Below are 12026 nucleotides of genomic sequence, written 5' to 3'. Positions count from 1 at the left end.
CGCACTGGAAACGATCGGCCCGGCATCAGCCGGGTAATGAATATGTAGGGGAGGAACACTCATATGGATCGTCGTAAGTTTCTGAAAACGTCAGCACTGGGCGGCTCGGCTGCTGCCGCGACCACTCTGGCCGCGCCCGCTTATGCGCAGGGCAAGCGGACGCTGACCATGGTCACCTCGTGGGGCCGTGGCCTTGCGGGCGTTTTCGACAGCGCGCAGCGTTGTGCCGACAGCATCACTACAATGTCGGATGGTGACCTGAACGTTGAAATCAAAGCCGCCGGTGAACTGGTTGGTGCGTTCGAAGTGTTCGACGCGGTATCGTCCGGTCAGGCCGATATGTACCACGCGGCGGATTACTATTTTGTGGGTCAGCACCCGGGCTATGCCTTCTTCACCGCTGTTCCGTTCGGCATGACCGCGCAGGAACTGGTGAACTGGTACTATCATGCCGGCGGTATGGAGCTGCATGACGAACTGGGCGAAATCTTCGGCCTGAAATCCTTCCTGGCCGGTAACACCGGTGCGCAGGCAGGTGGCTGGTACTCGAAAGAGATCAACAGCCCCGAAGACTTCAACGGTCTGAAGTTCCGTATGCCGGGTCTGGGCGGTAAGGCACTCGGCAAACTAGGTGCATCGGTTCAGAACATTCCGGGCTCGGAAGTGTATCAGGCGCTGTCGTCCGGCGCGATTGACGGTACCGAGTGGATCGGTCCGTGGGCCGACGAAAAAGCGGGCTTCCAGGAAATCACCAAGACCTATTACACTGCAGGCTTCCACGAGCCGGGCGCGGGTCTGTCGCTGGCCACCAACCGCGAAGTATTTGACAGCCTGTCCGCCGCTCAGCAGAAGATCATCGAGATCGCAGCTGCCGAAGCACACCAGTGGAACCTGGCGCAATTCCTGGCCAACAACGGCGCGGCGCTGCAGCGCCTGCAGGCCGGTGGTGTCAAGGTCATGGAATTCCCCGACAGCGTCTGGGATGCCTTCGGTCAGGCCAGCCAGGAAGTGCTGGACGAGAACATGGGCGACGAGCTGTTCAAGCGCATTCACGACAGCGCCATGGAGTCGATGGCGGCATCGTCGGGCTGGAACAACCTGTCGTCCGGTGTCTACACCGCACAGCGCGACCGCGTGCGCGGTTAAGCACTTCCGCTCAATGCAATCGGTTCCCCCGTTCGGCGGGGGAGCCTTTCCCGTTGCACATAAGCGGTTCGGACATACCGCAATAATGAAACGTGCAACCGATGCGACCTGGGGACAACATGCAGGACGAAAACGGTATCTCGTTCTTCGGCGCCCTGTGGAATGGACTGATCTGGTTCATTCAGAACATTGCCGAAGCCTTCTATAATTTCGGATACGCCATCACGCATCCGCAGCTCTGGCTGAACTGGTCGGACAAAGAAGCAATCATGCGCTTTGTCTATTACGGCGGTTCGGTTGAGTTCTTCTTCGTGATCTTCGCGCTGTTTCTGGTGCTGACGGCCATTGGCCTTTACTACCGAAACTTCATGTGGGGAATGGTGCGCGTGTTGGAAGGATTTGCCAACACAACGGGTCGCTTCTTTGCCTGGGCGGGTCTGCTGATGGTCATACAGCAGATTGTTATCGTTTTCATGCAGCGGGTGTTTACACGCCCGGATATGTCCTTCGGGCTGGGTATCCCTTTTCAGATGGATATCAGCTGGTTCGCAGAAGAACTTAAACTCTATAACGCCATGGTGGTCTGCCTGTGCTGCACCTATACGTTCGTGCAGGGCGGTCACGTCCGGGTTGACCTGATCTATGCCGGTATCAGCCATCGCGCCAAGCGCGTTGTCGACATGTGCGGGGCGGTTCTGTTCATGATGCCGATGGCGGTGCTGACATGGATGTATGGCTGGTACTTCATGTGGCGGCACCTGATCGTGCCGAAGCCCTCGGCCAGCGATACTCTGGACCGGCTGATCGCCAAGTCCCGCGCGTTGCGCTGGAACGTTGAAACCATCGGGTTCAGCCCAAACGGCTTCAACGCTTATTTCCTGTTCAAAATTCTGCTGGTGGCCTTTGCCGCGATGGTGTTCCTGCACGCGATCGCGTTCCTGTATCGGTCTTATCTGGAATATGTGGAAGGGCCGGAAAGCATTGGAAAATACCTCGACAAGGACAGCCTTGGCGAGGGTGAAGAAGCCTACGAAGGCGCGCATTAGGGACGGAGAACCAGACAATGCTATTCGGACTTGATGGCGTCGAGATAGGCCTCATTATCGTATTCTTCTGCCTTTTCGGGGGCATCCTTTCGGGCTTTCCGGTGGCCTTTGCCATTGGTGGGGCCGGGGTGATTTCTTTCGGGATCATCGCCGCGCTGGACAGCGCCGGGCTGTTGATCCATCAGGCGATCGACACCGGGTCACAAGCTTACCGCGACTTGGTAAATACCGGGGTCAAACCGGATGTCATATCCGTGTTCCGATACCCGGATTTGCCAAGGATAGGTGAGCCGGTCTTTTTGCAGGGCTGGGAAACAGCGCTGGACCGGAATGTTTCCTTCATCGTGAACCGGATGAACGAACGGGTTCTGGCCGGGCAGTCGATTGAAACCCTGCTGGCGGTGCTGATGTTCGTGCTGATGGGCATCACGCTGGAGCGGTCGAAGATCGCAAACGACCTGTTGACCACGATGGCGCGCGTGTTTGGCCCGTTGCCCGGTGGTCTGGCGGTGTCGATTGTGGTTGTGGGTGCCTTCCTAGCTGCGTCGACCGGCATCGTGGGCGCAACAGTTGTCACCATGGGTCTGTTGGCCTTGCCGACCATGTTACGTAACAACTATTCGCCGGAACTGGCGACAGGTGTGATCGCAGCCTCAGGTACGCTGGGGCAGATCATTCCGCCGTCCATCGTGATTGTTCTTCTGGGAACGCTGGCAGGTGACCTCTATTCAACCGCGCAGGAAACCCGCGCCGTCGAGGCAGGGTGTACTGACGCACTGACCTATCTGGGTGAGCCCGCCGTTGTCTCGGTGGGTACGCTGTTCCAGGCGGCTCTGCTGCCGGGGATCATGCTGGCGCTGCTCTATGCGCTCTATGCCTTTGGCTATGCGCTGTTGAACCCGGAAAAGGCTCCGGCGGTTGAACTGTCGGGCGGGTCTGGTGAGACCATCACCCGGTCCGAGGGCCTGACTTGGCTGCTGGGCGCTCCGGTGGCTCTGATCGCAGGTGCGATGCTTCTGGGAAGCGCGGGCGTGATCGGCAGCCAGAACGTCTCGGTTTCGGCCTTTTCGGATATCGGGCAGGGCGCATCGCTGCGCACCAATGTGTCTGAGGAGTGCAAAGCCTCGATGATCGAGCTGCATGGCCAATCCGCTTGGGATCAGGCCGTGACCGAACAGGAAGCAATCGATGCCGCGGGCGGAGCTTCTGAGGCACAGCGTCTGAGCGAAGAGGAGTTGGCCGCTGCGCAAGAGGCCAAGATCGCCGCAGCCGCGCCGATTGGAAACGGCGTAGCCGTGATCATAATCCTGCTGGGTCTGACACTGGTGTTGGGCCGCGGGATTGCGCCGTCGCGGTCGCCGCAGCCACTGATTGTGGGTGCTATCGGCTTGTTGCTGATGCTGCTGGTCGATGTGCTGCTGATTGCGCCGACAACTTCATCGGGGGCGACGTTCCTGTTGTTGGCCATACCCTTTGCAATCGCCATGTACGGCTGCAAAGAGGCGGCCGCCCGCTGCGCCACCAATGATCTGATCCGCGTGGTTTTCCCGCCGCTGGTTCTGATCATCGCGGTTCTGGGTTCGATCCTTGGCGGTGTCACCAACCCCACACCTGCTGCAGCGCTTGGGGCAGGCGGGGCCATTATGCTGGCGGCCTATCGCAAGCTTCAGGATCAGGGGCGGTCGGGCAAGGTGATCATCTGGTCAACCTTCGCCGTGATCATCGCACTGCTGATGGGCGTGAACTTCGATTTGCGTATCAATCAGGGCAATGTCTCGGTTGAAAGCTGGATCGCCTTCATCATCGCCTATTCGGCCTACCTCTATGCGCTGTTCGGTCTGCTGTTCGGCTGCTGGGTGCTGTTCGCCAGTGGGGTTCTCACGCCGGTGGTGCGTGAGACGGCCAAGGTGACGTCGATGGTCTTCACCATCCTGATCGGCTCGCAGTTGCTGAACCTGGTGGTGATCTCGTTCGGGGGTGAGCACTATATCCAGCAATTCCTGCGCAGTTTCGACAACGAGTTCACGGTCTTCCTGATCGTGATGCTGGTGCTGTTCATTCTGGGCTTCGTGCTCGATTTCCTTGAGATCATCTACATCGTGATCCCCATCGTGGGCCCGGTGATCTATGGCGGGTCGTTCGATCCGAAATGGGTGACGATCATGGTGGCGGTGAACCTGCAGACCTCGTTCCTGACGCCGCCGTTTGGATTTGCCCTGTTCTACCTGAGGGGCGTTGCACCGAAAGAAGTCACAACAGGCCATATCTATCGCGGCATCGTACCGTTCGTGATCATTCAGGTGGTGGGTATTGGGATCCTGTGGTTCTTCCCGACGATCGTGACCATCGTCCCCGATCTGATCCCGAACTGATCCGGAAACCAAACGTCAAGGAGGCCCCGCGGGGCCTCCTTTTTTCGTGTCAGGTTTGTGGCTGAGGATGTGTCAGCCTGGCAAATTCCTGTTCGACATTGTGGTCGATCCCGAGATCGGCGGTATCGAACGTCCCGGCCTTTGGGTTGTCGAACACGGTCTTGTCCAGCTTGCCGACCTTTTGCCCGACAATGGTGGTCACAACCGCATCGCCGGTAATATTCACAACTGTCCGCATCATGTCGAGGATACGGTCGACGGCCAGAATGATCCCGATACCCTCCAGCGGCATGCCCAACTGGTTCAGAACCATCGCCAGCATCACGATTCCCACGCCCGGCACACCTGCGGTACCGATTGAGGCCAGGACCGAGATCGAGATCACGGTCAGATAGCCGCTCAGCCCCAGATCCATGCCATAGGCGTTGGCAAGGAACACGGTGGCCACGCCATGCATGATCGCGGTGCCATCCATGTTGATCGTCGCCCCCAGAGGGATGCCGAATGAAGCGACAGAGCGATCCACGCCGATGCGCTGTGTCACGCATTGCAGGCTGGCCGGGATCGTCGCGTTCGAGCTTGAAGTCGAAAACGCAAACACCTGGGCCGAGCGCATCTTGCGCAGGAAGGTGCGCGGGTTGAGCCCCGTTGTGAAATAGAGCAGGGCCATCAACGTGACACAGAGATGGAACACCAGCGTCAGGCTGATCGTGGTCAGATAGCCGATTACCGGGCCGAACAGGCCAAAGCCCTCCATCGCAAAGGTCTTGGCGATCAGGCTGAATACACCGACAGGAGCAAAGGCCATGACGATCTTGACGATTTTCATCGCCAATTCATTCATGAATTCACAGCCTTCGACAAAAGCTTTGGCACGACTGCCCATCATCAGAACCGCAATGCCAACCACCATCACGTAAAAGATGATCTGCAGCATCTCGCCATTGGCCAGCGCGTTTATCGGGTTCTTGGGGATTATGTTCGCCAGAATCTCCCACGTGGTCTGCGGGTTGGCTACTGTCACGCCGTCTCCGGCCAGATACAGGCTTTCGAAGCCTTTGCCGGGGCCGATCAGACTGGCGAATATCAACGCAGTGGTTACGGCCAGTGCGGTGGTTGCCAGATAGGTGACAAACGTCATGCCGCCCACGCGACCCAAAAGCTTGACGTCCCCGATCCCGACCACTCCGCAAAGCAACGAGAACACGACGAGCGGGACAACCAGCATCTGCAGGGCGTTCAAAAACATCTGGCCGAGCATCGACAGCGCTCCGTCCACCAACGTGGTGTTCAGGGCCGAGATATCCAAATAATTCAAAACCAGCCCAAAAACCGACCCAAGGGCCAGGGCGATCAGGATCTGGGTCGTCAGATTGGCCGAGACCAGTCGGCGCATGGCGTTTACCATTTTCCCCTCCTTCAAAACCTCTGCAACAGAGTGGGAAGTCTGTTGCAGTAATAAAAAAACCAGCCCTGACAGCAGATAGTTTGCTGCAGGCGTCAGAACTGGACTGAGCATCAAGAAGTTCGGTTAACTTGGTGACCCTAGGTCAATTTTCAACTGCCTAAAAATTACGCAGGGTGTTCCAAATTGCCGCATGATTAGGCAGCTTGCTGTTGATGGTGTCTAGAGATCTGAAAAGTATAGATTTAATCAAGAAGGGAAGGTTCTGAAAACTCGATGAGGTCCCATCGATTTCCAAATGGATCACGCCAGACCGCGACAATTCCATAGGGTTCATGCCGTGGCACTTCCTCAAAGCCAACGCCAGCCTCAAGCATGGCTGCGTGGTCCCTGTAGAAATCGTCAGTTTCGAGGAAGAAACCAACGCGCCCTCCGGTCTGGTTCCCGATCGACGCCGCCTGGTCTGCATCGACCGCCTTTGCCAACAGCAATGACGCGCCAGCAGACCCTGGTGGTGTCACACAGACCCAGCGTTTGTCGTCGCCCAGATCGATATCCTGCGTCAGTGCAAAATTCAGAACCCCAGTGTAGAACGCAATCGCAGCGTCATAATCCGGCACTACCAAAGTGATCGCATGAAGGCTCTGCCGCACGCCGGTCAGCCTTTGGTCGGATGTCGGTCGGGCAATTGGATATTCGCCACCTGCTCGGCAATCGGGGCCGAGGACAGAGGGTGATGCGCCGCCTGCGCATATTCATTGGGGCTTTTGATCAACCGCCATTCACCCTGAATATAGGCTTGCAAGCCTGCGAATTTGGCCTTGTATCCCATCTTGGGGCTGCCGGGCACCCAGTAGCCCAGATAGACATAGGGCAGCCCAGCCTCGCGTGCGATCTCGATATGATCGAGGATCATGTATGTGCCCAGCGAGTTCTGCTGAAACTGGGGATCGTAGAACGAGTAGACCATGCTCAGCCCGTCCTCGAGGACATCAGTCAGGCTGACCGCGATCAACTCATCGGTTTTGGGGTCGGCATATTCGACAACGCGGCTGCGGATCGGGGTTTCTTCGATCATCGCGGCAAATTCGAACACGTCCATATCGGCCATGCCGCCATCCGCGTGGCGGGCGTCGAGGTAGCGGCGGAACAGGTCGAACTGTTCATCCGTTGCCCAGGGTGAAGTGGCGCGCCGTTTCAGGTAGCCGTTTCGCTTGCCGGCGCGTTTCTGGCTTTTGCTGGGGCGGAAGGCTGACACGTCGATCCGGGCTGACAGGCAGGCGGAACAGTCGGTACAAGAGGGGCGGTAGAGCACGTTCTGCGAGCGCCTAAATCCTTGTTGCGACAGGCAATTGTTCAACTGATCCGCGCCTTCCCCCTGAAGGGCGGTGAACAGTTTGCGTTCCATCCTGCCCTCAAGATAAGGGCAGGGCTGGGGGGCGGTCACATAGAACTGTGGCGCTATTGGCAGCGTGTGTCGCATGAAGGTCCCGCATTTCCTCGGGACGGATGATAGCAACGGTTCCCGGCGCCGCCAAGAGACTCACAGAGTTGTTTTTCAGGCCCGCTGGTTGATCATGACGGTGCCTAGGAACGCGTCCGTAAGCCCCTGACAGCGTGCGCTTGTCATCATCATGATGACCGAGATGATTTGCAGCACTGGGATCGCCATGCTGACGAAATACCCCGCCGTGTGCGCGATGGCCTTGCCGGTATCCATGCGGGCGCCAAAGGCGTCGCGTAGCTCAATCCCCATGAAGCGCATGCCCAAGGTGGCCGATCCGTTTGCGATGGTCACCACGCGATAGATGAAGCTGATGACGGCGTAAATCAGAGCGAGGATGAAAAAGCCCATGCCAAAGGTCAGCAGGATAGCGACGGTACACAACAGCGAGATGAAGGCGATATCGAACAGCCATGCGAAGAAACGCTTGGTTGCGACGGATTGGTAGAATTCCGGCTGGCTGTCGGGATCGGGCAGGTGAGTCATGTCTTGGTCCGGTTGTTAGTCAAAAGCACCCTGTCCCGAAGGTCGGGGCAGGGCAAGTCAGGATCAGGCGGGTTGTTCGCCGGGTTCCGCATCATCGCGATTGTCGCGGGCACGTTCGTCCATGAACTGATCGAACTCGGCCTTGTCCTTGGCGTCGCGCAGGCGGCGCAGGAAGGATTCAAAATCTTTCTGCTCACGCTCTAGCCGGGCCAGAGTGTCCGCCTTGTAGGCGTCAAAGGCGCTGTTGCCCGAAGGTTTCATGGCGCTCATGTGACTGTTCCACGACGAACGGCGGCTGCAGGATTTGCTGAACATGCGTTTGCTCCAGATCATATAAGCCAGAAAGGCTAGGCCGATAGGCCAGAAGAAGATAAAGCCAAGGACCATTGCGGCGATCCAGGCCCCTTTGCCCTTGCTGTCAAGCCAGGCCTCGGCGCGGTGCAGCCAACCCGGGTTTGCAGGAACGGCGTGTTCGGACAATGCGGTCATTAGGTCTCTCCACTCAGGATGTAAATGCTCTTCACATTTCCTAGATGGGAGGGGTGAATGGCGTATGCAAGGGGTAATGTGAAAAAGATTTACATGGCCGTTTTCGACGGTTGACGCCGTGGCGGAACAGGCGCAATTTCTGATCATGCAAGATATTGAAAACAAACCCGCTCCGACGCTAGATCAGATCCTTTCGCTGGAAAAGCAGGTCTGGGCGGCGTTGGTTGATGGCAACGCCCAGGCTGACCGGGCACTGTTGAGCCCGGATTTTCTGGGAGTCTATCCGAGCGGCTTTGCCAACCGGGATGATCATGTGGGCCAGTTCGCTGATGCGCCCACGATGGCGACCTATGAGTTGTCCGAGGCCAAGCTGCGGATTCTGACGTCAGACATCGTTCTTTTGAGCTATCGCGCGGATTACACGCGTCCGGGCGCGCCACAGGCCGAGGCGATGCTGATATCCTCGCTGTGGGAGCGGCGGCATGACAACTGGATCAACAGCTTCAGTCAGGACACGCCGTTGGAACGCATATGAGCCTTGCCATCAACAGAGTCCCGCGCGCCTTTGATGCCGCGCTTGGGGCGGAAACCCGCGCCGCACTGGCGGATCTGAACACCGAACAGGGTGAGTTGATCACGGGCACGGCGGGGTCTAGCCCCTATCTGAAAGGGCTGATTGATCGCGAAAGGGACTGGTTGCCCGGAGCGTTGCAGGACCCGGATAAGGCTTTGGCGGACGTGATGGCCGCCGCGCGTGCGCTGCCAGCGGATCAGTTGAAGCCCGGCCTGCGATTGGCCAAGCGGCGGCTGGCGCTTCTGACTGCACTGGCCGATCTGGCGGGGGCATGGCCGCTTGAGAAGGTGACAGGCGCTCTGACGGATTTCGGCGCGCTGGCCGCAGATGTGGCTGCCAAGGCGGAGATCGCTGCTCTGGTCCGGCGTGGCAAGTTGCCCGGCATGACCGAAGAAGATGTCGAGACAGCTGCCGGGATGGTCATTCTGGCGATGGGCAAGATGGGCGCACATGAGCTGAACTACAGCTCGGATATCGACCTGATCGTTCTGTTCGATGAAACGCGTTTTGACCCGGATGACTTTTATGACGCCCGGCACGGCATGGTCCGGGCCACACGCAATTTCTGTGCCACGCTCAGTGATAAGACAGCAGATGGTTATGTCTTTCGTACCGATCTGCGTCTGCGCCCCGATCCGGCGGTGACGCCGGTCTGTCTGGCGATGGAAGCGGCCGAGCGCTACTACGAGAGCCTCGGGCGGACATGGGAGCGCGCAGCCTATATCAAGGCGCGCGCTTGCGCCGGCGACATTGCAGCGGGTGAGCGTTTTCTTGAGGCGCTGCGCCCGTTTGTGTGGCGACGCCATCTGGATTTCGCCGCCATTCAAGACGCCCATGACATGCGATTGCGCATTCGTGAGAACAAGGGAACGGGCGGCAGCCTTTCCATCCCCGGCCATGATATGAAACTGGGGCAGGGTGGCATTCGCGAGATTGAGTTCTTCACCCAGACACGACAATTGATTGCTGGAGGCCGGGATCCCGATCTAAGGGTGCGCGGTACGGTGCCGGGGCTGGCGGCGCTGGCCGCAAAGGGTTGGGTGCCCGAGGACGTGGCTGAAAAACTGACCGATCACTACCGCGCTCATCGCGAGGTCGAGCATCGCATCCAGATGGTACATGACGCCCAGACCCACAAGGTGCCGCAATCCGAAGACGGTATCGAACGGGTGGCCTGCCTGATGGGCCTCAGCAGTGCCGAACTGCGCGCCGATCTGACCCGCCGCCTGACCGAGGTGCATGAACTGACCGAAGGCTTCTTTGCTCCCGGTGCCAGCCCGCGCCCTGCGGCCACGCAAGAGGTTGAATTCGACAAGGGCGTGCTTGCCCGCTGGACCACCTATCCGGCACTGCGCTCGCAGCGCGGCGCGCGCATTTTCGAACGTTTGCGACCAGAACTCCTGTCGCGTCTCGCCAAAACTGCGAAACCCGACGAGGCCCTGCTGGCGCTGGATGGCTTTCTGGCGGGCCTCCCCGCCGGGGTGCAGTTGTTTTCGCTGTTCGAGGCGAATCCGCAGCTGATCGATCTGCTCGTCGACATCGTCGGCACCTCACACGCTCTGGCCACGCATCTGTCGCGCAATGCTGCCGTGTTTGATGCGGTCATCGGAGGTAGCTTTTTCAGCGATTGGCCGGGGCAGGCGGTGTTGCAATCCGATCTGGCGCAGGCTTTGTCTGCGGAAGATGATTACGAAACCCAGCTCGATCTCGCCCGGCGCTGGTGTAAGGAATGGCATTTCCGCATCGGCGTTCACCATCTGCGCGGGCTCATAGACGGGGCGCAAGCGGGGCAGCAATACGCGGAACTGGCGCAGGCCGTCATCGCATCGGTTCTGCCTTGCGTCGAAATCCAATTCGCCAAAAAACATGGGCCAGCACCCGGGCGCGGGGCGGCGGTGCTGGGCATGGGCTCGCTCGGGGCCGGGCGGATCAATTCGCAATCTGATCTGGATATGATCGTCATCTATGACCCGCTGGATCAAGAGATGTCGGACGGTCCGCGCCCTCTGGCCACGCGCACCTATTACGCGCGCTTCACGCAGGCCCTGATCACCGCGCTGTCGGCCCCGATGTCGCAGGGGCGACTTTACGAGGTGGACATGCGCCTGCGCCCTTCGGGCAATCAGGGGCCTGTCGCCACCAGTTGGAGCAGTTTCACCAACTATCAGCAGAACGAGGCCTGGGTATGGGAACACCTCGCCCTGACCCGAGCGCATGTGGTGGCCGGAGATGCCGGGCTGGCCGAGGACATCGAAAGCTTCCGCACCGAATTTCTCGCTCGCCCGCGCGACCGAGCCAAGGTTCTGAACGAGGTCGCTGAAATGCGCACCCGTCTGGCGGCCGCCAAAGCCCCGGCGGGTGTCTGGGATGCCAAGAACGGTCCCGGGCGGATGATGGATATTGAATTGCTGTCCCAGAGTGGAGCCTTATTGTCCGGCATGACAAAACGCGACGTACAGTCCGGGCTGGATGGCGCGGTCGCTGCCGGGCTGCTGGAGGTCGCGCAGGCACAAACGCTGAAGGACTGTTACGCCCTATGCTGGTCCGTACAATGCGCGGCGCGTCTGCTTTCGGGCAAAGCCATCGAGGCGGACACGATCGGAGAGGGCGGCACGGCATTCCTCTGCCGGGCTACCGGTTTCGATCGGGTCGAAGAGCTGCAGACTGCGTTGCAGGACAGTTACGTCACCGCCGCCGCGTTGATCGGCGATGTGGTTGAGGGAGGGTAAAGATGGCGCGCAGTGATGATCCGAATGATCACAAGGGGCTGATCCGCGAAGCCTATCGCATCGACGGCATCACCTTGCCCGAGTGCCGCAGCATCTTCCTTGATTGGGCGCTCAGCCTACCGGAAGACCGGGATCAGAAAGAGGCGTTAACCTCGCTGCATACGCTCTATGTCGCACAAGCGGGCGATCATCCGATGACGCAGGTTCTGGCCGAAGGGTTGCAATCGGCGCAGGCCCCGAAGCGGCGTGGCGGCTGGCGCAGCCGGAACCGCTAA

General features: G+C 59.1%; 11 protein-coding genes. 6 read left to right on the top strand and 5 right to left on the bottom strand.

What is annotated here, in order from left to right:
• The first annotated feature begins 63 nt into the window (after positions 1–63).
• The 3 genes from ACR0IV_RS06090 to ACR0IV_RS06080 all read left to right on the top strand — a co-directional run bounded on the left by ACR0IV_RS06090 (position 64) and on the right by ACR0IV_RS06080 (position 4564).
• Entirely contained in the window at positions 64–1146 is a 1083-nt protein-coding gene (locus tag ACR0IV_RS06090) for a TRAP transporter substrate-binding protein (protein ID WP_480469522.1), read from the top strand.
• Positions 1147–1265: 119 nt separating this feature from the next.
• Positions 1266–2192, top strand: coding sequence for a TRAP transporter small permease subunit (locus ACR0IV_RS06085; protein WP_480658552.1), 927 nt, complete (start codon positions 1266–1268; stop codon positions 2190–2192).
• A gap of 17 nt (positions 2193–2209) precedes the next feature.
• On the top strand, positions 2210–4564 hold the full coding sequence (locus ACR0IV_RS06080; protein WP_480469524.1) for a TRAP transporter large permease: 2355 nt from the start codon (positions 2210–2212) through the stop codon (positions 4562–4564).
• A gap of 49 nt (positions 4565–4613) precedes the next feature.
• Here the strand turns inward: ACR0IV_RS06080 and ACR0IV_RS06075 are convergent, their stop codons facing one another.
• The 5 genes from ACR0IV_RS06075 to ACR0IV_RS06055 all read right to left on the bottom strand — a co-directional run bounded on the left by ACR0IV_RS06075 (position 4614) and on the right by ACR0IV_RS06055 (position 8448).
• Positions 4614–5972 (bottom strand): dicarboxylate/amino acid:cation symporter, encoded by a 1359-nt coding sequence (locus ACR0IV_RS06075; RefSeq protein ID WP_480657387.1) that lies wholly within the window; start codon positions 5970–5972, stop codon positions 4614–4616.
• 242 nt (positions 5973–6214) lie between these two features.
• Positions 6215–6622 carry a VOC family protein gene (locus ACR0IV_RS06070; RefSeq protein WP_480657388.1) on the bottom strand — a complete coding sequence of 136 codons (408 nt, stop codon included), beginning with the start codon at positions 6620–6622 and terminating at the stop codon, positions 6215–6217.
• Between the two features lie 5 nt (positions 6623–6627).
• Positions 6628–7452 (bottom strand): arginyltransferase, encoded by an 825-nt coding sequence (locus tag ACR0IV_RS06065; RefSeq protein ID WP_480657389.1) that lies wholly within the window; start codon positions 7450–7452, stop codon positions 6628–6630.
• A gap of 75 nt (positions 7453–7527) precedes the next feature.
• A complete protein-coding gene (locus ACR0IV_RS06060) occupies positions 7528–7959 on the bottom strand; it encodes an RDD family protein (protein ID WP_480469528.1) in 432 nt (143 codons plus the stop codon).
• A 63-nt stretch (positions 7960–8022) separates the two neighbouring features.
• Entirely contained in the window at positions 8023–8448 is a 426-nt protein-coding gene (locus ACR0IV_RS06055) for a DUF2852 domain-containing protein (RefSeq protein ID WP_480657390.1), read from the bottom strand.
• A 145-nt stretch (positions 8449–8593) separates the two neighbouring features.
• Between ACR0IV_RS06055 and ACR0IV_RS06050 the strand changes: the two genes are divergently transcribed.
• From ACR0IV_RS06050 to ACR0IV_RS06040, 3 genes are read left to right on the top strand one after another with little or no spacing between them, the layout of a single operon-like run.
• A complete protein-coding gene (locus tag ACR0IV_RS06050) occupies positions 8594–8983 on the top strand; it encodes a DUF4440 domain-containing protein (RefSeq protein WP_480657391.1) in 390 nt (129 codons plus the stop codon).
• On the top strand, positions 8980–11751 hold the full coding sequence (locus tag ACR0IV_RS06045) for a [protein-PII] uridylyltransferase family protein (protein ID WP_480657392.1): 2772 nt from the start codon (positions 8980–8982) through the stop codon (positions 11749–11751). Before ACR0IV_RS06050 ends, ACR0IV_RS06045 begins: the two co-directional genes overlap by 4 nt.
• A gap of 2 nt (positions 11752–11753) precedes the next feature.
• Positions 11754–12026, top strand: a complete 273-nt coding sequence (locus tag ACR0IV_RS06040) for a hypothetical protein (protein WP_480657393.1) — start codon at positions 11754–11756, stop codon at positions 12024–12026.

The sequence above is a fragment of the Ruegeria sp. C2 genome, assembly GCF_056537765.1.
The sequence above is the reverse complement of the archived record's forward strand: the minus strand, read 5'-3'. Positions and strand labels throughout refer to the sequence as shown.